Raw genomic sequence first — 25,019 nt, forward strand, 5'->3', positions numbered from 1 at the left:
CACGATGCAAGGCACTAGCACGCGTGGGACGATTCGCGGGCGTGAGCCGCCGCAATACGACCTAGCGCGGACGAAGAGGAGGTTAGAAAATGGAAGGATAAAAAATGTAATTGTGATACCGCCGTCGTGCGATCCAGTTGATCTGCATCGCCAACAATGAAGCCGCCTTCATCTTGATCCGCCGGTCAGTTTTCCCATCTTCCTACCAAAACTTTCCTTGTGGTGTAGAGGATCCGGCGCATCGCACCAACAAGCCTATTGGCACGATACAGCGCAAGATATGCAGCGAGGGATCAACCTTGCCTCATCAATCCTCGTCTACGAACCACTTGAATAGAAAATCTTGGCTTGGTTGGGCAGCAATTCATTGACACCAACGTGTTCCACCGAGGTTTCCGGTAGTGAGTCGAGCAGTAAGTCGCCAGTGGGCTCGATCGAGATCGGGGCGGCGTCGGTTTCGTTCGTGGTTAGCCGCGAATAGACCGTGGCAGTTTCCGTCCCTTGCACGTAGCGGATTTGATACAGACTCGAATCACTGTCGTAATGCGTTTCAATGTTCGCATCGCTCAATAATCCCGCTGCTCGCCACTGTTTCCGCAACTGGATCAGCGATTGATACCAACGCCACATACTCTGGTTGCCGTCCTCTCGGGATTCCAATTTCGACGATCGGAATGCGGCCTCTTCGGTCGGCAACAAGCCTTCGGACCAATCGTGTTGCGGATACTCAAGTCGGCGTCCGTTGACCACGGCCTCTTGTAGTTCCGCGTCCGTAAAGTCGACGAAAAATAAAAACGGCCGGCTCGAGGCAAACTCTTCGCCCATAAACAGCATCGGAATCGCGGGCGTCAAGCATAGCAGTGCCGCCGCCGACTTCTGTGCCGCCGGTGAAGTCAATTGATCCAATCGTTTGGCTAGCGGATGGTTGCCGATGAAGTCATGGTTTTGGATCGAATAAACCAGTCCGTGTGTGTCCGTTCGCGTTTCCGGCGTCTGCCGGCTTCGATCCTTTCGCATGGTCCCCTCAAACACAAATCCTTTGGACAGCGACTGAGCCAAATCGGTTCCTGAGCGATACACGCGGTTAGAAAGTTGCTCGCCCGGACGCACCACCGCAAATACGCTGTGTAAGAAGTCGTCACACCACTGGGCGTCAAATCCGATCCCGCCTTCGGCGAGCGGTCGGTTCATCTCGGGATCGTGAACGTTGGATTCGGCGATCAGCAACACGTTTCGGCTTGCTGCTTCGGACCAACGCCGTACCGCCTCGCTCATCTCCGCGACGATATGAGGATCGCTGTCATCGCGGGTGCAGTGGATCGCGTCGACTCGAAGTCCGTCGATGTGAAATTCGTCAAGCCAGTAGATGGCGTTGGCGATCACATAGCGGCGGACTTCGCTGCCCCACCGCGGATCATCAAAATTCGGCGCGTCGCCCCACGGCGTGCCGTGTTTCGCGGAAAAGTAGGGAGCAAACTCACCCAGATAATTGCCTTCGGGGCCAAGGTGGTTGTAGACCACATCGACGATCACCGCCAAACCTTTTTGGTGAGCCGCATCGACAAGCTGTTTTAGTTCCGCAGGCGTTCCATAATTGTGGTTCGGTGCGAACCAGTTCACGCCATCGTAGCCCCAGTTCCAGCGGCCCGCCGCATCGGCCAGCGGCATCAATTCGATCGCCGTCACGCCAAGTTCGACCAGTTCATCGAGTCGCTCGATCGCACTGAGAAATGTGCCCGAGGGCGTGAACGCACCCACGTGCATTTCGTAAATGATCAAATCGTCTCGCTCGACCGACTGCCACTGCGAATCGGTCCAAGCGAATGCGGGATCGACTACTTCGCTCGGTCCATGCACCCCGAGCGGTTGATAACGGGACACAGGATCGGGCCGTTGTGGACCGTTGTCACAGCGGTAGAAATAACGCTCCGATGGTCCGCAATCCTCCACGAGCCCCACGTGATATCCGTCGTCATTTTTTTGCAATTTGACTTTGCGATCTTGGCCGACCAACTCGACTTCGAGCTGGTCTCGCTCGGGTGCCCAGACAACAAATCGTGTCTGATTTTTTCCGACCAGCGTCGCCCCGAGTGATTGGTGGGGGGCGGCGTTTTCCCAGTCGATAAGCGAAGATTCAATTTGCGAAGATAGCGAACGTTTCATGGTCACCATGGATCAGATGTAAGAGAAAAACGGTTACACTGCGGCTACCAACTTCGATAGTCTGTTCCCGCGGTGCAATCCCCTCATGTTTTCAACTTCGGTTCACGGGTTCCTTTTTAGCAGCCTGCTCGTTTTGCTTGCGGTTTGTGCCCCCCCCTGTTCCGCCGCCGAGCCCACCACCACGAAGTCCACTGAGTCTGTGAATATCCGCGTCGCGACTTTTAACGTTTCTTTGTACGGCAAAAAGGCTGGTGAGGTCTACGAGCGGCTAATAGACGGACGTGATCCGAAAGCAATCAAGCTTGCTGCGATTGTGCAAACGGTGCGCCCCGATCTATTGCTGGTAAACGAAATTGATTACGAACCCAATGCGGCGACCTCTCGGCTGCTCGCCGAAGAATATTTTGCGATCGCTAAATCGGGCCGCAGCCCGATCGAGTATCCCTATATCTACGCGGCGGCGAGCAATACGGGGATCGATTCGGGGTTGGATTTGAACGGTAATGCAGCCTCCGGCGAAGCCACCGATGCGTGGGGTTACGGCGTTTATCCCGGTCAGTATTCGATGGCGATTTACAGTCGCTTTCCGATCGACCAGAAAAACATTCGCACGTTCCAGAAATATTTGTGGTCCGAACTGCCGGATGCGAATCGGCCTCGCGACCCCGAAACACAAAAGCCGTACCACGAGGACCGAGTGTGGTCAAAGCTGCGGTTATCGAGCAAGAATCATCTGGATGTGCCGATTCAAATTGGCGACGCCACGATTCATTTGTTGGCAAGTCATCCGACACCGCCGGTATTTGATGGTGCCGAGGATCATAATGGTTGCCGCAATCACGATGAGATCCGTTTTTGGCTAGACTATATCGACAACCCGGACGCAGTCTATTTGCGAGATGATGCAGGGAACAGCGGAGGGATGGCGGCCGAGAAAGCCTTTGTCATCCTTGGCGACCTGAACGCCGATCCAGCCGACGGTGACGGCAAACAAGACGCAATTCGGCGATTGCTCGGCCACTCTCGTGTTCAAGACCCCAAACCTCGCTCGCCAGGTGCAGCGGAGCCAAACGCAAAAAGCAAGGCCAATGCCAAACACACGGGCGACCCCACGCTGGATACTGCCGACTTTGGCAGCAGTGGTCATTTTCGCGTCGACTATGTATTGCCGAGCGAGTCACTAAACGTGTTGGATGCCGGCGTGTTTTGGCCCACACGTCAAGATCCGCAGCGTGAATTGATCTCGGCGAGTGACCACCGCATGGTGTGGGTCGAAGTCGAGGTGCCCTAATGCGTAAACGTGTGCTGTTGATGATCAGTTCGATGCGAGGCGGTGGCAGCGAACGGCAAACACTGCTGCTGCTGCGGCATTTGGATCGAGCTCGGTTCGAGCCGCATCTGTACGTGATCGAGCGTGCGGGCGACTTGATGTCGGAAATTCCCGACGATGTCCCTGTGCATTCGTTTGCCGATGTTCCGCAGCCAAACCAGCTCTATTTTCCTGGCCGCATTTTACGACAACAGATCGCTCATCTGCGGGAGCTGTTGATCAAAGAAAAGATCGCAGGGGTTTACGATCGTACGTTTGCGATGAGTTTGATCGCGGCACCGGCCTGCCAACGACTGGGGATTCCACGGATCTCGACGATTGTCAGCCCGCCCGAGCGAGCGCTGCCGTTGGTCGAAAAACGTTTTGTTCGCTGGAAACGATGGCGATTATCAGCCGCCTATCGCCAGGCTCGCACGGTGGTGGCCGTCAGCAAAATTGCCGCTCGGTCGGCCGAAACATATTACAAGCTGTTTCCCGATTCGGTCACGGTGATTCCCAATCCTGTCGATCGCGACGATTTGCTGCTGAAATCGGCAGCGGCCCCACCGCGTGATCCCGATCACGTCACGATGGTTTGTGTGGGGCGGATGACTTCGGAAAAGGGGCATGCGGATTTGATTCGAGCGGTGGCACTGGCCGAGACGGATTGGCCTGCCGAAGTTCCACCTCTGAAGTTGATCATGGTCGGCGATGGGCCGCTAAGATCGCAATTGCATCAATTGGCGGCAGAGAAAGTCCGGCGTCATTCGATCGAGTTTGTCGGAGTCGAAGCCAATCCGGCCGCCCGCATCGCAGCGGCGGATGCGCTCGTGTTGCCGTCGCTGTTCGAAGGGATGCCCAACGTGGTTTTAGAGGCGATGGCACTGGGGACTCCGGTGATCGCCACGCGTGCCGGAGGAACGATCGAGTTGATGGATCAAGAGCCAACGATGTTGATGGCCGATCCCGGCAAACCGTTATCGCTAGCCAGTGCCATTCGCGATTTTCTCAGCGATCGTGACGCGGCGATTCGGCGTGCTGATGCGGCACTGCGTTACGTCCGTGATTTTCATGACGTGAATCAAACGACGCGGCGAATCGAAGACCTGTTTTTGTCGTGATTACGAATCAATCGAGCTTCGCCATTTGCTTGATCGTGGCAATGAACCCTTCGCGATCTTTCGGCGATACCAGGTACTCACGCTTTTTCGTTTGAATTCGAACTCGACGAAGCGACAAAGCCGGAGCACTTTTTAAACTCGACGATTTTTCGATCGATTGAATCTCGGCGATGGGAATCTGGTAACACAGGATTCCGCATCGAACCGAAACGGCGTCTTCGAGGATCGTATAGCGACAAGGGACAACGAAGATACCTTGCACTAACAAGGTGGCTGCGCCGGCCAGAAACAGCAGTGACGCATCCCCGGGCCGACCGTTCACCATCAAGTAACCGCCAATCACGACCGCCACCACGGGCGAGAGCATCAGCAGCATCAGTAGCCATAGGTCGATCGCCGACTCGTAACGGATCGGTGTTTTTATCGCGGGGGAAGGTTCGTTCATTTTAGTTGAGGGTTCTTTTTCTTGGTTTTCATCATCCAGAGCGTCGACCATGTACCACCCCCGTGCCACTTGTGAGAGGATGGGGGGCGACGTGACATGTCCGAGTCGGGGTTCAGTGGGGACGATGCGAGCGTCGTGACGAGCGTCATTGTTCCGACGGTCCTAAATTCTGTGCGTTCAAGGTTTTTTCAGCAACCGTGATGAATTCAAACACTTCGATGGATAGACCTGTTGCTCACATCGATCCGCATCGTGGCGATCACAGCGGTTTGCCATGGGCATGGTGCAATTTGTGGCGAAATCCATTTGGTGAGTTGACGCGAGAAGAGCGAGCTGAGTTGGCGGTGGTCGATGTGGCGGAGCTGGCTTCGCATGTGCAAGGATCGCGGAGGGCACTGCAATTGATTGGCGAGTGCGGTCGCGGCAAGACGACGCGAATGTTGGCGATGCTGCGTTATTTTCCCGATGCGTCTTACGTTTATCTCGACGAAGATTTGCCCTGCGGTGCGATCGCCGAAGGGGTTCCGCTGATGATCGACGAGGCTCAGCGATTACCGCGAAAGGTGATGCATCGCATCTTCGCCAGCGGGATGCCGTTGGTGTTGGCGACGCATCGCGATTTGACCCGTCCGCTGAAAAAAGCGGGGTACGAGGTCACAACCTATCAGTTAGGTGATACAAATAACGCACAATTGGTAGCCGATTCGGCAAATCGCCGAATCGAGGCGTCTCGATTAGGGCCGGGGCCGGTTCCAACCTTGTCGCAGCACGACGCCGACAGATTGGTGTCGCGGTTTGGCAGTGATATCCGCGGCATCGAAGGTTACCTCTACGAGCAAGTTCAACACCAGGTGTACAGCGATGGCGAAATGCGATTTGTCGATTGAGTTAGCCGAGGGTGCCAACTTTTTGTACGAGGGAGGAGGCACCGTTCGCGGCAAGGTTCGTGTGAACGTCGACCAGGACGTGAAGTGCAGCGGATTGGTCGTCGAGTCAGTTTGGAAGACCCATGGACGCGGCAACGTGACCTCGGGGACTTTCGCCAGCACGACGCTGTTCCAAGGCGAATGGGTGGCCGGCCAAGTCGTCGAGTACCCGTTTGAATTGCCCGTAGGCGATTGGCCGCCCAGTTATCACGGGCACTACCTGAACGTTGATCACTACATCGATGCTCGTGTGAAAATTCCTTGGGGCTTTGACCCCAAGGCTTCGGTACCGATTCTGATGCGTCCGACCTGTGGACCCGAGGCGGCTGTGACGAAAAAGGCACCGAGCCGGTCCGTCTTTGCCGGTATTTTTATCGGCGTGTTTCTGATGATCTGGTGTTCGGGTTTCATGTTCTTCATGGTTCAAAACCCCTTTTCGCTGATCTGTGTTGGTATCTTTCCCGTTCTATTCGCCGTCGGCTATGCGATTAAGGTCTTGTTGCCAAAGTATCTGTTAGGCGAAGTGGTCTACGAAGTCTCGCCCACCGTGGTCGCTCCCGGAGACCAGGTCAAGGGCGAGCTTGTGCTTCGCCCTCGCAAGAACGTCAACGTCAATGCGATCACGTTGAATTTCGAGGCTCGCGAGGTTTGCGTCAGCGGCAGTGGTAGCAACAAGACAACGCATAAACATGTTTTCTTTGAACGGACAACCGAACTGCAATCGGCCACGACATTGGCGGCGGGCCAAGAACGCCGCTTTCCGATTTTGGTCACGTTGCCCGAGGATGCTCCCTACACGCTCGATTTGCCGAGCAACGATTTGATCTGGGCGACCACGCTTCGCATTGACATCCCGCGCTGGCCCGATTGGTCCAAAGAGATTGCACTGCAAGTGTTGCCATCGGGCAAACCGATGGAACGTCCGGTGCCGTCGATTGCGCAGCCAGCGGTACGCGACAATGCCGATGGGATTACCTTTGCCGAGACCGCCAACCATCTGTGGTCGCTGCGGGACGAGCCTGAGCAACTCGCCACACTTGTCGATGCTGTGACAGGGCTTTCATTTCGGATCGAAGCTTTTGTCGAGCGACGGTTGCTGTACGCAGGCGACGAAGATCCGCACGTCTTCAAAGACGGATACGCCGTGTGGGCTCACTACGGTGACCCACCTTTGCCGTTGGTGTTGTATGTTCCCCATCAATTGGCTGATGATTTCGAGCAGATTGGACGCGATCGCTGGGTCGGCCAGGGGACGATCGTCGGTTGGGACGACCGTCACCGTCGGCTGCAAATCAAACTTGATACCGAATAGCTCGAGGCCGCGATCGGTATCCCCGGCAAACTCAATATTCGCCTGGCAGCTGCCCGTCATTGCGGAGCATCAGATTCAGAAAAACGCCAATGTCGATGGTGTCAGTGATCGTTCGTGAGGAACCATCGCAGAGTCCGATGTTCACCGCACTCGAGTGGAAGCTGTATGGCTGACTCTTGTTCGTGTGATTGAGCGCACGGTAGGTTCCGCACGTATCGATGGTCGCTTCCCAAGCAGAGGTTTTGCTGCAATCCGTTGGGGTATCGGGGATCGACGGAGTTGACGATGTCGATAGGCCACGATTGGAGTTCGACGTGTCCGCGGTCATGTTGTCTGCGTTGTAAGCACGCATTTTGACTCCATCACCACCGCCTGCCCACGTCAATCCTGCGCCACCGGTCGTCGCCGCCATCCGGCCTCGGACGAATAATTCGGGGGTCCCGATGCATTCGTAGTACATCAACGTATGGCTCATTCCATCGGTGATGTCACGTGCTTTGCCACCCTTGTTATTGGGGTTGCGGTTTCGTGAGCCCGAAGCGGGAGTCATGGCCGTGCTGAATTGCATCTGCGGTTCGCCGCTTTGGTAATACAGCGGGTGGCCTTCGGGGCGAAGCGAGGGGATCCGCGGTGTTGTGTAATCGGCGACGCCCATGACGATGTCGTCTTCAAATAGCGTTCCCGATCCGGTTCGGCTCGGACATTGAAACACGCCTAGTTCCGTGCCCGCTGCCTCGGTTAGCAATGGCTTGTTACTCCAGTCGGTCGTAATCACTCCGTTGTAACCCCATTTGTATTCGTCGGCTGCAGGGTTATCAAAGTTAGGATGCTTTGCGGCGCTGAATGTTTCCGCCAGTTCACGTTGTTCGACAAATGCTAAGATTCGCCACAGCGACCCCGTTCGCGAGTAAGGGTAATGACCAAACGTATGCTCGAACATCGACATTCCCAACGCAATTTGTTTGACGTTGTTTTTGCATTGAATTCGACGCGCGGCTTCGCGTGCGGCCTGCACCGCCGGCAGCAATAGCCCAACCAAAACGCCAATGATAGCAATGACAACAAGAAGCTCAACGAGCGTGAAACCGCGGCGAGACGACGATGCGGCAGGGGCGTGGGTAGCCATAGGTAGGGTCCATAGAGAGGGAGTGTCAGACGGAATGATGTTCGCCACCGGTGTGGGGAACAAAACGATTGGGGGTCTGGCTGGCTCTACAGAATGGCTGGCTTGACGGGTCTTTTGAGAATGATTCTCAACAAGACATGGGGCGAAGTTTACTTGCTCGCTTTTGGCGAGTCAACCCGTTGCATCCGGATGCTCCCGGGATTTTTCTTCGTCTGGTCAGGGTAGACGAGGCGGAATGGAGAAACGCCGTGAAGCATCTTTTTCTTGCAAGGTTTGTGCAAATTTGACGTAGCGAAAGTCGCCAAGACTTTCGTTCCATGACGCTTATCGCCGAAGCGCTTGACGAGATTCCGTTACGAAACGCTGCACAGCGTTAGGTATCGGCGGCGGCTAGGCACTGACTGAGAACGCATTAGCGGCGGAAACTTGGTAGCAGAATTCGTGAAGCATTTCGATTTCCCAATGGGTTATGCCATGCAGCCGAAAGGATTGACGGCTTGTTGATTTAGTGAAGTTTCCTGCGGCAAGGGTAGTATGATGGACTTCCTAGTCCGTCAATGGTGTATTCGACGGACTAGGAAGTCCGTCGTACGACTCAATCAATAGCCCGCCCGCGACTCCCGCTACGGTTTTCAGACAGGGCGTAGGGGCCCCCGTCGGTTTGCGAAAACCTGCTTTCTGGCTTCGAGGCGGATCGTCAACGCGTAGAATGGAAGAAATCCGGATGAGCAACGCGAGGTGGCGTTTCTGCCACCTTTTACGATTGGATTCCTCCCACTGCGACTCATTTTCCGGATTCGGACGTAGGCTGCTCCCCCCCTTCTTTTCTTGGAGAAATCCGATGCAAGCGACTCCAAAGCTCGTGCTGCCGCTGGCGATTCTAATTGGCTTTAGCCAGCAAATGATTCCTGTCGTTGGCGCCCAAGGTGTCACGATCACGATCGAAAAAGACAAGGATAAAAAGTCGGATTCCAAAAAGTCCGATTCGAAAAAGAAGGCTCCCTTTTCAGGGACTCGGCCTTCGGTCGACGTGGCAATACTGCTTGACACATCCAATTCGATGGACGGTTTGATCGGGCAAGCCAAAAGTCAACTTTGGAATATCGTGCAAGAATTCGCCAAAGCCAAGAAGCGAGGCAAAACGCCACTGCTTCGCGTCGCCGTGTTTGAGTATGGCAATTCAGGTTTGCCCGCCAGCGAAGATTACATCCGCCAAGTCGTGAAGCTGACCGATGATTTGGACAAGGTTTCCGAAGCGCTTTTCGCGCTCCGCACCAATGGCGGTGACGAGTATTGTGGCGCAGTGATCAAGGAAGCGATCAAGCGACTCGATTGGAGCAGCGAGCCGAACGCCTACAAAGCAATCTTCATCGCCGGTAACGAACCGTTCACGCAAGGCTCGGTTGATTACCGCTCGGCTTGTAAAAAGGCAATTGGTGCGGGCGTTGTCGTCAACACGATCCACTGTGGCGACTATCAACAAGGCATCAACGGGAAATGGAAAGACGGCGCCGATATTGCCGAAGGCGAGTATTTGAATATCAATCAGGATGAGAAGGTCGTGCACATCAAGGCACCGCAAGACACGATTATCATCAAACTCAATAACGAATTGAACAAAACGTACCTGTGGTATGGATCCAAGAGCAAGCGAGAGAGTTACGAATCAAATCAGGCATTGCAAGATCGCAATGCCAGTGGTTTCGGCGGTCTCAGTATCCGTGCCGCCACGAAATCCAGTTCACTGTATCGCAACGTGGGGCGTGATTTGGTCGACACTTATGAAGAAGACGAAGATGCGATTGCCAAGATCGACGTGGCAGAGCTGCCTGAGGAACTTCAGTCGCTCTCGCCTGCCGAACGGCTCAAACGCGTCGAAGCGATGTCAAAACGTCGCGCCGAGATCAAGGCCAAGTTGGCCGAGTTGAACAAGGAGCGTCAAGCCTATGTCGCGGCCGAGCAAGCCAAGTTGGCCGAGCCATCCGAGGAAGCCACGTTCGGAGACGCGTTCTCGGGCACCGTGCAAAAGCAATTGGAAGCCTCGGGTTTTGAACTCGAAAAATAGCAGGCTGCCCTCCAGTGAGCCTCCTTCCCGTAGCGAAACTCGCCAAGAGTTTCGTCCACCCCCTAGCCACGTGGCATCTCCGTTCCCTAGCCAGCGTGTCGGGCAGGACCAAGGTTGGGCGGGTTGAATTTAACGCCCGAAAAACGCCGTGGATTGGACGAAATGGAATGGGGGATGTGGAGTGTAAAAAATCCCACCGCGCGAGACACGACAACCGGAGGTGGTCGGACCGATGGCTGGCGACGCCTCACGCGGCAGGACAAAAGCGGGCGAGCGTTAGTCTCCGATCGCGACAATCCGCGATGGATTTCCGCCTACCGAAAATGTTTCCAAGACACGCTGTTCGGCTAGCGAGATCAGCGAAAGGGTTCCATCGGCTGGATTGCTGATGATCACTTCACGCCGGCTCGGCAGGACGACTGCCTCGTGATGGCCCGAGTGGCCTTCGATTAGATTGCCTCCGATCGAAAGATCCGCAGCGACGGTGGCGTCAGAGCAATCTTTATCTGCATTCGGGTCGAGATCGACAATCAAAAGACAATCATCCGCGGGCGACAATTTGTTTTCGCGAAACATGATTGCCAATCGCTTGCCGCCGCGAGCTTTCACCGCCAATGGCGTCGTCAACGTTTCACCATCGGCTAGTTCGATGGGCAGCGTCGCCACCGTGGGATCGTCGCTAGCCGCGTCGATCCAGCAAAGCCGAGCATCGTTGCCTTTACCAGCGGTAAACAATACAAGTTGATCCAGGTTTGCAAAAGCTCCGGTGCGAAGCGGAGTGTCGTCGGTGTCTTTGCCGAGCGAAAGGTGGTGGATCGCGACGGAATCCGCCGTCGAACTGAGATCCAAGTCCGCGTGAACCCAGCAGATGCCGTCGCTTGGCGCCAGGAACACTTTGCCCGAATTGACCGTCGCCCCGTGCAGGCCTCCGGTGGGACAGTGGATCGAGTACCGTTTGCCTTCGTTTTCACCGAGTCCGACGACATCGACGCGACCGGAATCGTCACCCTCGCGATCGATCCAGGTGGCATAGACCACTTTGTCTTCGATCGCGGCGAGCGTGATGTGCCCGTGGCCTCCTTCGTGGAACGTCGTAGCCGTTTCTAGGCTTTTTGCTTTTCGTAAACGTGACGCACTGGTGATGGTAAATCCATTGTTGCTGTCGTTGGCTAGCACAAACGATTTTCCATACTTGTAAACGTGTGCGGGGTTGCCTTGATCGGTATCGATCCTGGTGTGCATCACGCTTGGTTGGTGTTTCAGCCGCACGTGGGAATGATCGCCGTGGGATTCTTCGACCGCGCCCGAGTCGATCGCAATCCAGCCGCTACCAACGGTGCCTGCGGCATGGTCGTGAATCCCCAGCACGATGATGCCCGCATCCGTTTGCATCTGCACCAGCATTTGCTCGGCGGTGTCCAGCGATGGAAAGTCGGGAATGGGTTCCGGTTGCAGCGTCCATCCTTGGGCGGACTTTTTTAGGTCGCCGTAGTTCACGTTAGCGTCGTGGTTGTCTTGCCAAAACAACCGAGCGACGGTTCGGCCCTCGGCGTTTGCGGTTGCTGTCGCGATCGTCGTGATCAAGCAAGCGGCGGCCAATTGAAGTAGGGTTTTCATGGTGAGGTATCGCATTTTAACGGTGATTGATTGGGGTAAGCGAGCGAACGGCACCGCGGGGAAGTCGGATGGAATGGACATCGCCCTCGGCAAGCGGCTTTAGTTTCAAGCCGCTGACATCGGGCTTCAGATACTTGGCATCGAGAATCCAGCCGCCATCGCTGAGCGAACAGAGCGAGACGAAGTATTCATCGGGCTGCGGACTCGGCATGGGGTCAAAACGAGCGATCCCATCGGTCGATGAAATCGCCTGGGCTAGCACGGGACCGGTTGCCGAGCCGTGCAAGCGCACATGCACATCGGCCAGTCGATCGGAACCGTAGGTCACCGCAACGCAGACGCCATCGGTTTCGGTTGGACCCGGTTGCAATGAACCGCAACCCGAGAGTGTAAGTAGTGACGGAATCAACAGAGTGGAGGCAAGCGTTTTCACTTCGGCACCTCCACCACTTCGCGTCCATCACGCGAGAACAGGGCATGGTACAGGTCGCGATCGATCGAATCGGTCAGGAAATGGATGCTGCCATCCACCATCGCGTGCATGCTTCCGCCGGTGTGATAGGAACGCGATGCAAAGAAGCCGCGGCCGTGGATTCCGATGTCGGGAATACGGTGGTTGGGGGTCATGTAGCCATTGATCACGGTGGCATACGGCACACCACGAATCCACGATTGGCCTCGATTGCCACTGTAGGACGTAACGCGAGCCGGAAAGATGGTCTCCAGATCGGGATTGGCGATGAGCGTTCCGCTATCGAGAAACCCGGGGTTAGGAGCCACATTGCCCGTGGTGCCGCCCCAATTGGCGATGCGGCGGTGCGGACCTACCGGCGTAGCTTCGCTGACGCCGCTGGTTTGGTCCCCGAGCACCGTCTCGGCCATCAGCACGGTATTGGACGTGCCATCGAGACAATCTCGAAATCCTGCCCAAGAATCGGTCCAGACCATGCCGTCGGTCCGGTAGCGATCGTCGTAGTGTGTGTCGGTGCCACTGCCGTAGCTGAACATGTAGCTCAACCCGCCGCACGTCCCTTCGCTGTCGTCTGCAAAAACCGTTGCAAAATTGGGGTCTCCGACGTCACTTGGACAGAGAAAGGTGGGCACGACCGAGGTGATCGCATCACGCTGTTTGGGATTGAAGCGAGCCATCCAAGCAGGGCCCACGAGTAGTGGTTCTTCAAAGTTGATCAGGTCGCTCAGTCCTGCCTGCTCGATGTACGGTAGCACTCGGGCTTGCACTGAAAAACTGCTCGAACCCGTCATCGCGGGAATGACTTTGAACGTACTTTCATAATTGTGAACCGCTAACGCGATCTGTTTCAGGTTATTGCTGCAAGACATTCTTCTTGCAGCTTCGCGCGCGGCTTGCACCGCAGGCAACAGTAGCGCCACCAAGACACCGATGATCGCAATGACCACCAGCAGCTCAACCAGGGTGAAGGCGGCTCGGCGCCGATTTGGGGGGTGATATCTCATTTTGTCGATTGATGTGGAAGTGGATTGGATAGGTGTAAGGCCCTGCGTGCTAGCGGCGCGCAACTTCAGCCGCTCGCGTCGCTGGCTCGGTCAAAGTGGCTTGACGCCACCTCAAGTCGAAGCGAAACGATTGATTGAATTAGCGGCCTCGCGAAACATCGCGAGCGATGCCACGCAAGCCCGGATTGCCGGCGCGAGGGAGGATCGTCAGCGATATGACGCAGTGTCACCCGCAACGTGTTTGAGCAAAACGTGTCTTGAGTAACACGTAGTGCAGGACACGAACGACAGGATGCAAAAGAAATTCGCGAGCCAAATGGCTCAAGCGATGGCAGGAGGACCGCGAGGCGCGGCGACGACGAGAAAGGCCGAAACGAGGATGAAGCCGCGTTGATTTTCCGCTTGCTCGACGTCAACATCGCTGAGCACCGCGGTTTCGAGCTCCCAGGTGAAGCCACAGGGGGCGGTGAGCGATTGACAAATCAGGCAGCGGTCGTGGTCGTGATGAGCTGGACTGTGCTGATGGTCGTCCGGGGCATCCGTTGCCGTGACCGGTTCGTTATCGTGATGATGGCATCCGTGTGAGCAACCCGCGTGAACCGATCCCGACTCGTCGGCGTGGGCCAAGTCAACACATAGGGGTTTGCTTTCCCCTGCCGATCCACCATCTGCCGATCCACTGTCGCACGTCACGCCGTCATGGCATGTCGCAACATGCAGCCATGCAGGGGCATGTCCCAGAGCGATGACGCTGCACAAGACAGCAGCAAGAAAGGGTCGGATTATCGAAAGCACAGTGGCATTCGTGGCGAGAGTTCAGGAAGAAAAATGGGGTCCGACCAAGGACAGTTTCGTTACGTTAGTGCGAGGTATTCGGTTCGTCAAGTCAACCAAATTGCCGGACTGCGATGGAAGTTATGGGGCAAATTATCGGGTCACGCGTGATGGCGTGATTGCTCTAGATCGATGCCTCGGTTTGTCCTTGATGATTGCTGGAAACCCGTGTTTGCAGAGTTTTCTGCTCTACAATAGTGACTTCCTCTTTCGCCAAGAAAATTCGCAGCGGCGACTTTTTTTCTTGTTAACCTTTTCTCTGAGGCGGCATTTATGGGTATGCACACGCCCAATTCTCACTCTGCCGATGAAGCGACGTTTGTGGGACAGCTGACCGAATGTCAACTGCCCCTGATGCTGTACGTCCGTGCATTGATGCCGGGGGATCATGTGGCGAGTGATGTGATTCAGCAAACCAATACCAAGATTTGGGAAAAACGAGCCGATTTCGAGCCCGGAACCAATTTCAAGGCCTGGGCTTTTGCGATCGCCCGTTTTGAAGTGTTGAACCATCGAAAACAACAGGCCCGGGATGCTCGTTTGCGATTTTCGGACGAGCTCGAGGTCACGGTGGCGGACGAGTTGGTCGCTCTGGATGATGATTTGTTGCAGCGACATGCGGCGCTGCGGGAATGCATGAAGTCGCTCAAACCCGAGAGCCGTGAACTATTGATGTGTCGCTATGCATCGGCCGAACCGTTGGCCGAGTTTTCAAAACGCGTCGGGCGCTCGGTGGGTGGAATCAAGGTGACGCTGCATCGGCTTCGTAGCAAGTTGGCAGATTGTATTGAACAGCGACTTGTGACTTCAGGAGACATGGAATGACCCCTGACGAACGCTCCACATTGCTCGATTCGCTTCTGGATGGCGACATCAGCGAATCTGATTTTCTCAGGATCGAAGCTGAGTTGATTGTCGACGCGGAAGTGCGACAAGAATATTACCGACGGTTGCAGTTGGGCGTGCTTCTTGAACGCGAAGCAGCCGAGTCGCTATTGGATCCGAGCGTCCACGTGGCCGCGGTCCTCGATACTGCGACGGATCCAGCGATTGAGCGCACGCCGAACGACACTTCTGCGACTCGCATCAAATCAGCCGGTATGATGCTGTTGGCTGGCACCTTGCTTGCCATCGCGGCCAGTGTGTTTGTCGTGGTGCCATTGATTCGCGGTGCCAACGAACCGCAAGACCTCGTCGCTTGGGATCCCAACGCGGCCACGAATTCCGAGCGAGTGAGCCGTCCCGAGAGTGAGCCCTCAGCGAGCGGGTTTGCCATTTTAAGTGGTCAAAGCGAGGCCGTTTGGGAAGGAGTCGCCATCGGCAGCGGTGGTTTGTTGCCCGGGGGCGAATTGCATTTGAAATCTGGTTTGGTGCACCTCGAATTGTTCAGCGGTGTGCAGGTGGTCGTTCAGGGTGAGGCGATTTTTTCAATCGACTCGCCCATGCAAATCAGTATGACCCGTGGACGGGCGCGAGCTCAGGTGCCCAATGCCGCACACGGTTTTCGTATCAAGACCGCTGCTGGCGAAGTCGTTGACTTGGGGACTGAGTTTGCGGTGGATGTCACCGACGATCGCTCGAGTGTGCAAGTGGTGGATGGCGAAGTCGAATTGCGGCCGCAAGGAATGACTGCGGTGGCGGATTCGCTGCGGCTTTTGGAGGGCGAGTCGGTGGAACTAATGTCCGATGGTCAAGTTTCGCAAACTCAAACAGCGGATCTGAATCTCGTTGGCCCCGTCGCGTTTCAAAAAGAGCTTGCCCAGTCGCAGTCGAATCGTTTGCAGCAGTGGCAAGCCGCCAGTGAACGGTTGCGGACCGATCCTCGGCTGATTGCTCATTATCAAGTGGATCCAAGTGCAGAATGGTCTCGGCAATTGGTCAACCTTGCCGCCGGACGCCGCGACGTTGCATCGGATGGTGCGGTGGTCGCTGCCCAGCGGGCAACGGATCGCTGGGGTCGTAGCGGCGGTGCACTGGATTTCAGCCGTACTGGCAGCCGGGTGCGTTTGGATGTTCCAGGCTCGTACCGAGGGTTGACTCTGTATTGTTGGGTGAAAATTAACAGCCTGGACCGTTGGTACAACTCGTTGTTTCTGACTGATGGTCACGAAGAACGCGAGCCGCATTGGCAAATCATGGACGACGGCCGCATGTTCTTTTCGGTGAAGGCACCGCTTGCGGAGTCGCAAGAAGAGCAAAGCTTTTCGCACAAAATTTATTACTCCGAACCCATTTGGGACACTTCGCTCAGCGGCCGCTGGATCATGTTGGCGACCGTCTACGACGTGGATGCCCAACGTGTCGCTCATTATTTGAACGGAACAGAAATTAGCAGTGAGGCGATTCCCCCCGAATCGTTGGCGGAAGCAATCGAGATCGGCGCGGCGTCCATTTGTAATTGGAGCCAGCCGATGTATCGCACCGATGCCACGTTCGTGGTGCGGAATCTGAATGGGGTGATGGACGAATTTGCAATGTTCAATGGAGCATTGTCGCAGCAAGAAATTAGTGAAATTTATAAGGCGGGAGATCCCTATTGATGTGTGACATGATCCGTAGCATTCGAATCGTTCCTCTGCTGGTCGCGGCGTTAGTAACTAGCGCCGTGTTTACTAGCAATGTGCTGGCCGACGAAGCGGCCGAGCGTGAATTCACCTTGAAGGTGTTGCCGCTGCTGAAAGACAAATGTCTTGGCTGTCATGGCGCGGATCCCGATGACATCAAAGGCGAGTTTAGTGTGCTGACACTCGCGGATATGATGCGCGGCGGTGAGTCCGAAGAACCTTCGATCGTTCCCGGCAAACCGGACGAAGGAACACTGATCGATGCGATCACGTGGACCACGCTCGAGATGCCTCCCAAAGAAAATGACCGTTTGACCGAACCGCAAATTGCCGTCGTTCGCCGCTGGATCGACAACGGGGCACCTTGGCCTGATGAAGCGGCTCAGACCCGCTATCGCGATGAAGAACGCCAACAACGAGTGACCGACGAAGGAATGATCGTGACCACCAGCGGCGGTACGTCGAGCGAGTGGACCCATCGTCGCTACAAACCCGAAGACCTGTGGTCGTTCGAACCGCTGAAAGCCAAAAACGATCTGTTGCCTGCTTCGGTGGACGCATCCGAGGCGATTGACTATTTCATCGACAAGAAACTGGTCGAAGCGGACTTGAAGCCGGCCAGCGAAGCGAGTCCCGAAGACTTGGTTCGTCGTGCAACCTTGGATTTGACCGGATTGCTGCCCGCACCCGAAGAGGTCGATGCGTTTGTTGCGGCATGGGAAACCGATTCGCAAACGGCTTGGACCGAGTTGGTGGATCGATTGCTTGCAAGTCCTGCGTACGGCGAGCACTGGGCTCGACATTGGTTGGACGTGACTCGCTATGCCGATACTGGCGGGATGGCGAACGATTTCGAACGATCCAATATGTGGCGTTATCGCGACTACGTGATTCGCTCGTTCAACAACGACAAACCGTACAACGAGTTTGTGGTCGAGCAAATCGCCGGTGATGAACTGGCCGACGCGTCGGTGCGAGCTCGCAGTATAGGCAACGAAGGGGCCGTCAAGAAAGCTCAGCTCAATGGTGACTACACGCCCGAAGAAGCCGAGTGGATTATCGCCACCGGCTTTTTACGACTGGGGCCTTGGGACAACGCGATGATCGAAGCGGACGAGGCTCGTCAAATTTTCTTGGATGACCTTGTCAATATTACCGGACAGACCTTTTTGTCCACCACGATGCGGTGCTGCAAATGTCACGATCATAAATTCGATCCGATTCCGACGCGTGATTATTACCGCATGTATTCGGCGTTTGCAGCGACGCATATGGCCGAGCGGAATGTACCACTTTTGGATGTCGAAAGCCGCGAACAGTTCGAAGAGGGCCGCAAACATGTCCAGAAGATGCTCGATTTTGCGGTTTCCGAAAAGACACGCTTGGTAAACAAACGCGAAGCCGCGGCTCGCAAATGGTTCGATGAGCACAATCTGCCGTACAAGGACGAAGAGCAGCGAAAGGATCTGCCAGACGAAGAGAAGCCGGAACGGCACGTCGGGCTGGATCACGTCGAGCAAGGTCAGCTGAAAGTTCGTGAGCAAGATGAATGGATCTGGACTCGCCGGCTTGAACGTTACAAACCGATGGCGCAAAGCGTCTACAACGCCGAGTTTGCCAAGTTGGCTTGGAACGGGGCTCGCAAATTGCGAATCACTCCGGACAAGAAAAAGGAATCACTCGTCAATCATATCTTGGTCGGCGGAGCACTGACGGCACTGGGCGATCAAGTTGCACCAGGCGTGTTGAGTGCGGTTACGGTGCCGGTTGATCCCCAGGCCGACGATCCTTATTTGCTGACCGAATCGGTGGATGGCCGACGATTGGGATTGGCTCGCTGGATCGCACACCCTGAGAACGCATTGGCGCAGCGCTCGATCGTCAATCGTATTTGGCAGTACCATTTCGGAGTCGGCTTGGCCGCAAACGCAAACAATTTTGGTGGCAAGGGAGCGAAGCCTTCGCATCCTGAGTTGCTCGATTACCTCGCCGGCGACTTTATTGAGAACCGCTGGACGATCAAGCGGATGCATCGCAATATCATGATGTCCGACGCGTACAAACGTTCCACGATTCCAGTGGATGCCGAACGGATCGCCGAAACGGATCCTGACAACAAATTGCTCTCCTCTTTCCCCCGGCGCCGTTTGAGTGCCGAGGAACTGCGAGATTCGATTCTGTTGATTACGGGCGAACTGCAGCCGTGTAAGGGTGGATTGCCGATCAGTCCCGAGATCAATATGGAAGTGGCGCTTCAACCGCGAATGATCCAGTTTTCGTTGGCTCCGTCGTACCAGCCATCGCGGACCCCCGAGTTGCGGAACCGCCGGACGATCTATGCCTACCATGTACGTGGATTGGCGGATCCGTTTACCGAATTGTTCAACCAGCCGAATCCGAACGATTCGTGTGAGTTGCGTGAGACGGCTTCGGTGACACCGCAAGTCTTCACGCTGCTTAACAGTGACACGATGACCGACCGTTCGGTGGCGTTGGCACTGCGATTGGAACAAGAATGCAAGACGCTGACCGAACAGATCGACCGTGCGTTTCGCCTGACACTTGGGCGTCATGCGACCGCCGATGAGCAACAACAGTTGTCGCGTTATGTCAAAGACATGCACACGTACCATCAATCGGTCGATCCCAAGCCGGTGGAATATCCGACGGTTATCACTCAGTCGTTGGTCGAAGAGTTTTCGGGCCAACCGTTCCAGTATGAAGAGATCCTGCCGATCTTTGAACGTTACGAACGCGACAAAAAAGCAGCGGATGTGTCGGACCAAACGCGTGCCTTGGCCGACATGTGCTTGCTATTACTCAATACCAACGAGTTCATGTACGTCGACTAAGTGGGATAGGCTTCCAGCCTGTCAATGTGGGATAGGCTTCCAGCCTGTCATGCCATCATTCCCCCTCGCGATCGCAATCACCTGCTTCGCCCCGATTCATTTCCTTTCGAAGAGTTAATGCCATGTTAAACGCAACCCGACGCTCTTTTCTGTACGGTCTTGGGGCAACCTTGGGGACGGTCGCCATGACCGATTTGATGGCGGCGGAAACAGCAAAAGCGACGCCTGCGGGCCCGCTCGCTCCGAAGCCACCGATGCATCCCGCTAAAGCCAAGAACGTCATCATGTTGTTCATGGAGGGCGGTCCAGGGCATATGGATACCTTTGATCCCAAGCCCGAGTTGACTCGATTGCATAAATCGGAATCCAAGTTGACCGCAGGCCAAGAGACGGGATTCAAGTTCTTTGTCGGCAGCCCATTTGGGTTCAATAAGGTTGGCGACAACGGGATCGACATGTGCGATCAGTGGAAATACCTTTCCGACCCGTACGTGGCCAATGAGTTGTGTAACTATCGCGGTTGCCAAGCCGAGTCGCTAAACCACCCCGAGGCGTTGTTTCACATGAACACCGGCAGCCGCTTGGGAGGCGACCCGGCTCTGGGGGCTTGGTCCACTTACGGGCTGGGCAGTGAGAACCAGAATTTGCCGGGCTACGTGGTGATGACCGAGATGGCGTTGCCACAAGGCGGACCGGGCAACTGGAGCAACGGCTTCCTGCCGCCTTACTATCAAGGCACTCGGTTGCGTCCTCAGGGATCACCGATCCTGGACCTCGCTCCACAGCAATTCAAGACACGCGAACATCAACGACGAGCGCTTGACGAATTGGCTCGACTGAATGCTCAGCATTTGACGTCATTGGGAGCCGAGGACGAGAAACTGAACGCACGGATGGAAAGCTACGAATTGGCGTTCCGGATGCAGACCGAAGTGCCTGGGGTGATCGATCTGGCCAAGGAAGATGCGAAGACGCTGGAGATGTACGGGCTAAATGATTCGGAAACCGAGACTTTTGGTCGTCAATGCTTGATGGCGCGTCGCTTGGTTGAAAGCGGTGTTCGCTTTGTGCAAATCTTTAGCGGTGGTTGGGACAGCCACGATTATCTCGAGCGTGGTCACACCGCACGAATCAAGAGTGTCGACAAGGGAATGGCCGCGCTGATCCGCGATCTAAAGCAACGTGGAATGTTAGAAGATACGTTGGTGATTTGGACCGGCGAATTTGGACGTACGCCCGATAACAACAAACGCGGTGGCGTTTATTCGCTCGGTCGCGGCCACAACAATCAAGCGATGACGATGTTGATGGCGGGTGGCGGTGTCAAACCAGGCGTCGTGGGGGCCACCGATGAACTCGGTTCGTCGGCCGTCGAGTGTGTTCATCCGATCCGCGATTTGCACGTGACGCTTCTGCACTTGTTGGGACTCGATGACAACAAGCTGACCTATTTTCACGGCGGCCGCTACAAACAGCTCAGCCAGTTCGGCGGCGAAGTGATCCACGACCTGATTGCCTAGTCGTTGATCGCTCCAAAATGTGGGATAAGCTTCTAGCCTGTCATCAGCATCCTCGACAGGCTGGAAGCCTATCCCACATTGCAAAATCCGTAGTATTGCAATCAACGTCTCCCGCGATCGGAACGTAGGACCGGGAACGATACGCGTTACGCCTGATGACTTGCGGGCTGCATCGTCGTGTGTTGTCGATTCCGTTTGACCAAATTGATAATGCCTGCCGTCAGCGAGCGTTCCTCTGTCAAGCGGTAGGGTGAATTCGCGGGCAGCGATTTCATCAACCGGCGGTGGGCCTCGGGTAACGCGTGATAGGGCAGCGAGGGAAACAGATGGTGCAGCGCGTGAAAGCGTGTTCCCACTGGTCCCCAAAGTTCAGTGATCCAAGCGTGGTGGGGATAGTTCACCGAATCGAGCAGCTGATCCAAGAACTCCATCTCTTCGCCATTGTTGGACCAGCGGTGCGATCCAATCGTGCGAACCGAATTCAGAAAAATGATGCACACCGACAACAGGTAGGCATGGATCAAGAACGGCGTCGGCCACTGGCCTACCGCCAATGGTGCGATCACGACGATCACAAGGCTCCAAAGAAAACAACCTAGCTCTTGAATGTAGATAATCTTTAGCGTCTTCTTCGTCGGTAGCGGGCGGATGTAAGTCGGATCCATCACCATCGACGAAGCGTGTTGATGGACAAACGCCCGAAACCCGGGAATGACCCAGGCCAGCGGAGTAAGCACGAGAAAGCGAACCATCGCCACGATTGGAATGACGAAACACCACGAAAGGTAGAATAGAATTTGCCACCCTCGTTGATGTTCTAGTGGCAAATATTCGCCATCATGATCGGTGCCATAGTGTTTGCGGCGATGATGATCGATGTGTGTGTAATAGACGAACGAAGGAATCAAAAACGGAATGCCACATAGCAGATTCCACACAATCCGAAACCACTTCAGCCGCTCGTTCGTGCGTTGATGGACGACTTCATGGATGAACAATGACGCTCGGTAGAACAGTAGAACCGAGGCGAAAAAGAAGAACGTTTGCTCAAACGTGCCTTGAAATCCTTGATGACGTCCGTAGATCGGGCCACCGTAAACTTGGGTGAAGCAGAAGGCACCCGCTGCATAGGTGAGCAGAAAGTCGGTCCAATAGATCCAGGCTTGTGCTCGAAAAAGATCGCCAATCAGACGACGGCTTTCGGTAAATGAAAATTCAGCGGAACTTGTTGTGTTGGTTGACATGATTACGGCTGTCGAAATTTGCGAGGCCAAACTGTTTTGAATTTGGTTCATTCGCGTCGCTCATTGAGCCCCTGCGTGGGGCATGCCCTCCGAGTTGCCAAAACTCTTCAGTTCCATCCGGTCTTAAGGCGGCCAAACCGAGCCGACCGTGCTAGCGGCGAGCCTTAAAAAAATTCGGATTTCACATCGCCTGCAGCTAACGCCATCGGCTCACAAAAACGCGCGGTACTGAAGGGGGGGCAGCATTGGGGCGGGGATCTGTCGAGACGCGTCCACCTATGTTCCATCTTTAGTCTATTTCGGCTCGAGATAAGTTCAAGTTTATTCGAATTGCCAGCTTGTTATGGATCTGCTGTTTTGACACGCTGCGAACAGCTGTCCGGCGGCAAACGTTACGATAAGCGGGGCCGCGTCATGATCAAGAACAAGATGACAATCGCGACCGCAACCGCCACCGTCAGCGTGATCAGCACACTCGCCGAAAGTTCGAGATTCATCGCGGTGATTCCGAATGCGGCTAGGCCAGCGAGCCCAACGGCGGTTAATGCTTCACCCGCAATCACGCCGGAAGAGAATAAAATCCCGCGGTGTAGTACGCCGTCATGCTCAGCGCGAGGGGTGCTGCGGGTACACATTTTTGCGATGATGCCCCCGATCAAAATCGGCGTCGCCAACCCAAAGGGCAAATACATACCGACGGCGATTGGCATCAGGTGGGCACGATGTTTCGTTCGTCGTTTTAGAATTTCATCGATGATCAAAATCACGATGCCCACGCCAGCTCCGACGCCGATCAAATTCCACGGCAACTCGCCTTCGCCGGCGAACCCACGTGCCAAACTTGCGAACAAGCTGGCCTGCGGAGCCGACAATTTTTCGCCGCCAATGCCGCCGGGCGTATTGTTGTGTAGCAGTGTCAGTACCGGTGCCATCACAAATGCTGCAACCCCGACGCCACCGATCTGCATGATCTGTTGTCGAAACGGGGCGGCCCCGACAATCGAGCCTGTTTTTAAATCGTTGCAAACATCGCCGCTGGTACACGCGACACAACAAACCACCGCAGCGATGCCCAGCGTGGCGACCATCCCTTGGGTGCCCGAGTAATTGAACAACCACAGCAATCCGCCCGCCGCCAAGACCGCCGTGATCGTCATTCCCGAGACGGGGCTGTTAGAATTTCCGACCAGCCCCACGATGTAGCTGGCGACGGCCGTGAAAAAGAACCCCATCGCTAACATTACCGAGGTCGATAGGATCGTGACGCCCAGGTCGCCGGTGAAGCGGTAGTTCAACATCGCCAGCATGAGGGTGCAAGCGATTCCAAGCGTCAGAATCAGTCCCGATGGAATGTCGCGTTCGCTTTGGGCTCGTACAGCGGTTTGTCCCCGCAGCCCCTGCGAAAGCTCGCGAACCGCAGCAATTAAACCGGATCGCACGGCAAACAGAGAACTGATTCCGCCGACCACCATCGCGCCGACGCCGACGTAGCGAATTTCGCTGCTCCAGATCGTCCATGCGCCATCGATCGGGTCTGCATATCCACTGGCACCGCCAAGCAGGGGGATGCCAATCAGCCACCCCAATGTGCCGCCAATGAAAATCAAGATCGCCACGTGCAAGCGAACAATAAAACCGACCGCAACCAACATCGGTGACAAGTCACCTCCGAAATAAAAGATGCGATCGCCGACCGTTTTCGCCACCTGCAACGAGTCTTGAACGATCCCCAGAAAACCTGCAGCGACTTTAAACATCGCACCGACAATGCCGCCGATGATCAAGCCTCGCGCCGCATCGTGTTGATCATTGCCGCTTTCACCGGCATTGAGTACAGCCGCACAGGCAACGCCTTCGGGGAAGGGCAGTTCGGGATTGTTGGCGACAAAGACGCGTCGCATCGGGATCATAAATAAGATGCCCAACAGCCCGCCGGTCAGCGCGACCATCGATACGGTCCAAAAATCAAACGACTGCCAATAGCCAATCAAAATCATCGCGGGCATCGTGAAGATAATACCCGCAGCCAGCGACTCGCCTGCCGAGGCACACGTTTGGACTTGGTTCGCCTCCAGCACGGTGGATTGACGAAATAGCAGCCGAAACAACAACATCGCCATCACCGCAGCCGGGATGGATGCCGAAACCGTCATGCCGGCCTTTAAGCCGACGTAGACATTGGCGGCTCCCATCACGACCGACAACAGTAATCCCAGCACGATCACACGCAGCGTTAATTCGCCGCCGCCGAACGAACCGTTTGCGGTGGTCACAGGGGGCGTGCTGGGGTCGGATATCGTCGGGTCGTTCATCGATTTTTCTTGTTCGCGGTTTTGAATTTGTGATTTGAGGCTTCTTTGCCCACACGCCAGTTCGTGTCAGTTAAAGTAAGAGGCTCCGAATTCCGTTTGCGGATTCCTACCGGCCATTCCTTCCCCCCCCTAT

Annotated in this window: 18 protein-coding genes; 9 read left to right on the top strand and 9 right to left on the bottom strand. The window is 55.4% G+C overall.

All coding sequences use genetic code 11. The features are described 5' to 3' along the window. Window positions 1-318: 318 nt before the first annotated feature. Window positions 319-2,163: a malto-oligosyltrehalose trehalohydrolase gene (gene treZ / locus ABX962_RS03490; RefSeq protein WP_372716656.1), complete on the bottom strand. Its 1,845-nt coding sequence runs from the start codon at window positions 2,161-2,163 to the stop codon at window positions 319-321. Window positions 2,164-2,362: 199 nt separating this feature from the next. On the opposite strand from treZ, the gene ABX962_RS03495 reads away from it, so the two are divergent. Both ABX962_RS03495 and ABX962_RS03500 read left to right on the top strand, forming a co-directional pair. Continuing rightward, complete coding sequence (locus ABX962_RS03495; RefSeq protein ID WP_372716657.1) at window positions 2,363-3,454, top strand: endonuclease/exonuclease/phosphatase family protein; 1,092 nt, start codon at window positions 2,363-2,365, stop codon at window positions 3,452-3,454. Continuing rightward, window positions 3,454-4,593, top strand: coding sequence for a glycosyltransferase (locus ABX962_RS03500; RefSeq protein WP_372716659.1), 1,140 nt, complete (start codon window positions 3,454-3,456; stop codon window positions 4,591-4,593). Before ABX962_RS03495 ends, ABX962_RS03500 begins: the two co-directional genes overlap by 1 nt. A 7-nt stretch (window positions 4,594-4,600) precedes the next feature. On the opposite strand, the gene ABX962_RS03505 is transcribed toward ABX962_RS03500, so the two are convergent. Beyond that, window positions 4,601-5,038, bottom strand: a complete 438-nt coding sequence (locus tag ABX962_RS03505; protein WP_372716661.1) for a PH domain-containing protein — start codon at window positions 5,036-5,038, stop codon at window positions 4,601-4,603. A gap of 218 nt (window positions 5,039-5,256) precedes the next feature. Between ABX962_RS03505 and ABX962_RS03510 the strand changes: the two genes are divergently transcribed. Both ABX962_RS03510 and ABX962_RS03515 read left to right on the top strand, forming a co-directional pair. Continuing rightward, on the top strand, window positions 5,257-5,925 hold the full coding sequence (locus tag ABX962_RS03510) for a hypothetical protein (RefSeq protein WP_372716663.1): 669 nt from the start codon (window positions 5,257-5,259) through the stop codon (window positions 5,923-5,925). Further along, entirely contained in the window at window positions 5,900-7,276 is a 1,377-nt protein-coding gene (locus tag ABX962_RS03515) for a sporulation protein (protein ID WP_372716665.1), read from the top strand. Before ABX962_RS03510 ends, ABX962_RS03515 begins: the two co-directional genes overlap by 26 nt. Before the next feature lie 31 nt (window positions 7,277-7,307). Here the strand turns inward: ABX962_RS03515 and ABX962_RS03520 are convergent, their stop codons facing one another. After that, on the bottom strand, window positions 7,308-8,402 hold the full coding sequence (locus tag ABX962_RS03520) for a DUF1559 domain-containing protein (protein ID WP_372716667.1): 1,095 nt from the start codon (window positions 8,400-8,402) through the stop codon (window positions 7,308-7,310). An 841-nt stretch (window positions 8,403-9,243) separates the two neighbouring features. Between ABX962_RS03520 and ABX962_RS03525 the strand changes: the two genes are divergently transcribed. Continuing rightward, complete coding sequence (locus tag ABX962_RS03525; RefSeq protein ID WP_372716669.1) at window positions 9,244-10,467, top strand: VWA domain-containing protein; 1,224 nt, start codon at window positions 9,244-9,246, stop codon at window positions 10,465-10,467. Between the two features lie 276 nt (window positions 10,468-10,743). Here the strand turns inward: ABX962_RS03525 and ABX962_RS03530 are convergent, their stop codons facing one another. From ABX962_RS03530 to ABX962_RS03545, 4 genes are all read right to left on the bottom strand, one after another. Next, window positions 10,744-12,084, bottom strand: a complete 1,341-nt coding sequence (locus ABX962_RS03530; RefSeq protein ID WP_372716671.1) for a hypothetical protein — start codon at window positions 12,082-12,084, stop codon at window positions 10,744-10,746. A 16-nt stretch (window positions 12,085-12,100) separates the two neighbouring features. Next, window positions 12,101-12,517, bottom strand: coding sequence for a hypothetical protein (locus ABX962_RS03535; protein WP_372716673.1), 417 nt, complete (start codon window positions 12,515-12,517; stop codon window positions 12,101-12,103). Next, on the bottom strand, window positions 12,514-13,560 hold the full coding sequence (locus tag ABX962_RS03540) for a DUF1559 domain-containing protein (protein ID WP_372716675.1): 1,047 nt from the start codon (window positions 13,558-13,560) through the stop codon (window positions 12,514-12,516). The genes ABX962_RS03535 and ABX962_RS03540 overlap by 4 nt, the downstream gene beginning before the upstream one ends. A 321-nt stretch (window positions 13,561-13,881) precedes the next feature. Beyond that, complete coding sequence (locus ABX962_RS03545) at window positions 13,882-14,355, bottom strand: DUF2946 domain-containing protein (RefSeq protein WP_372716677.1); 474 nt, start codon at window positions 14,353-14,355, stop codon at window positions 13,882-13,884. Between the two features lie 312 nt (window positions 14,356-14,667). On the opposite strand from ABX962_RS03545, the gene ABX962_RS03550 reads away from it, so the two are divergent. The 4 genes from ABX962_RS03550 to ABX962_RS03565 all read left to right on the top strand — a co-directional run bounded on the left by ABX962_RS03550 (window position 14,668) and on the right by ABX962_RS03565 (window position 21,330). Next, window positions 14,668-15,219 carry a sigma-70 family RNA polymerase sigma factor gene (locus ABX962_RS03550; RefSeq protein WP_372716679.1) on the top strand — a complete coding sequence of 184 codons (552 nt, stop codon included), beginning with the start codon at window positions 14,668-14,670 and terminating at the stop codon, window positions 15,217-15,219. Beyond that, a complete protein-coding gene (locus tag ABX962_RS03555) occupies window positions 15,216-16,934 on the top strand; it encodes a LamG-like jellyroll fold domain-containing protein (protein ID WP_372716681.1) in 1,719 nt (572 codons plus the stop codon). The genes ABX962_RS03550 and ABX962_RS03555 overlap by 4 nt, the downstream gene beginning before the upstream one ends. A gap of 8 nt (window positions 16,935-16,942) precedes the next feature. Then, window positions 16,943-19,810 carry a PSD1 and planctomycete cytochrome C domain-containing protein gene (locus tag ABX962_RS03560; protein WP_372716682.1) on the top strand — a complete coding sequence of 956 codons (2,868 nt, stop codon included), beginning with the start codon at window positions 16,943-16,945 and terminating at the stop codon, window positions 19,808-19,810. A gap of 122 nt (window positions 19,811-19,932) precedes the next feature. Beyond that, window positions 19,933-21,330: a DUF1501 domain-containing protein gene (locus ABX962_RS03565; protein ID WP_372716684.1), complete on the top strand. Its 1,398-nt coding sequence runs from the start codon at window positions 19,933-19,935 to the stop codon at window positions 21,328-21,330. A gap of 146 nt (window positions 21,331-21,476) precedes the next feature. Here ABX962_RS03565 and ABX962_RS03570 read toward each other — a convergent pair whose 3' ends face one another. Both ABX962_RS03570 and ABX962_RS03575 read right to left on the bottom strand, forming a co-directional pair. Beyond that, a complete protein-coding gene (locus tag ABX962_RS03570; protein WP_372716686.1) occupies window positions 21,477-22,574 on the bottom strand; it encodes a fatty acid desaturase in 1,098 nt (365 codons plus the stop codon). Window positions 22,575-22,966: 392 nt separating this feature from the next. Further along, window positions 22,967-24,886 carry an OPT family oligopeptide transporter gene (locus ABX962_RS03575; RefSeq protein WP_372716688.1) on the bottom strand — a complete coding sequence of 640 codons (1,920 nt, stop codon included), beginning with the start codon at window positions 24,884-24,886 and terminating at the stop codon, window positions 22,967-22,969. Window positions 24,887-25,019: the final 133 nt, after the last annotated feature.

It is taken from the genome of Novipirellula sp. (assembly GCF_041583735.1).
Taxonomy (GTDB): domain Bacteria; phylum Planctomycetota; class Planctomycetia; order Pirellulales; family Pirellulaceae; genus Novipirellula.

Coding starts and splice junctions, on each gene's coding strand:
- treZ (WP_372716656.1), bottom strand. CDS start 2,163: ATGAAACGTTCGCTATCTTCGCAAATTGAATCTTCGCTTATCGACTGG.
- ABX962_RS03500 (WP_372716659.1), top strand. CDS start 3,454: ATGCGTAAACGTGTGCTGTTGATGATCAGTTCGATGCGAGGCGGTGGC.
- ABX962_RS03505 (WP_372716661.1), bottom strand. CDS start 5,038: ATGAACGAACCTTCCCCCGCGATAAAAACACCGATCCGTTACGAGTCG.
- ABX962_RS03510 (WP_372716663.1), top strand. CDS start 5,257: ATGGATAGACCTGTTGCTCACATCGATCCGCATCGTGGCGATCACAGC.
- ABX962_RS03515 (WP_372716665.1), top strand. CDS start 5,900: ATGGCGAAATGCGATTTGTCGATTGAGTTAGCCGAGGGTGCCAACTTT.
- ABX962_RS03520 (WP_372716667.1), bottom strand. CDS start 8,402: ATGGCTACCCACGCCCCTGCCGCATCGTCGTCTCGCCGCGGTTTCACG.
- ABX962_RS03525 (WP_372716669.1), top strand. CDS start 9,244: ATGCAAGCGACTCCAAAGCTCGTGCTGCCGCTGGCGATTCTAATTGGC.
- ABX962_RS03530 (WP_372716671.1), bottom strand. CDS start 12,084: ATGAAAACCCTACTTCAATTGGCCGCCGCTTGCTTGATCACGACGATC.
- ABX962_RS03540 (WP_372716675.1), bottom strand. CDS start 13,560: ATGAGATATCACCCCCCAAATCGGCGCCGAGCCGCCTTCACCCTGGTT.
- ABX962_RS03550 (WP_372716679.1), top strand. CDS start 14,668: ATGGGTATGCACACGCCCAATTCTCACTCTGCCGATGAAGCGACGTTT.
- ABX962_RS03555 (WP_372716681.1), top strand. CDS start 15,216: ATGACCCCTGACGAACGCTCCACATTGCTCGATTCGCTTCTGGATGGC.
- ABX962_RS03560 (WP_372716682.1), top strand. CDS start 16,943: ATGATCCGTAGCATTCGAATCGTTCCTCTGCTGGTCGCGGCGTTAGTA.
- ABX962_RS03565 (WP_372716684.1), top strand. CDS start 19,933: ATGTTAAACGCAACCCGACGCTCTTTTCTGTACGGTCTTGGGGCAACC.
- ABX962_RS03570 (WP_372716686.1), bottom strand. CDS start 22,574: ATGTCAACCAACACAACAAGTTCCGCTGAATTTTCATTTACCGAAAGC.
- ABX962_RS03575 (WP_372716688.1), bottom strand. CDS start 24,886: ATGAACGACCCGACGATATCCGACCCCAGCACGCCCCCTGTGACCACC.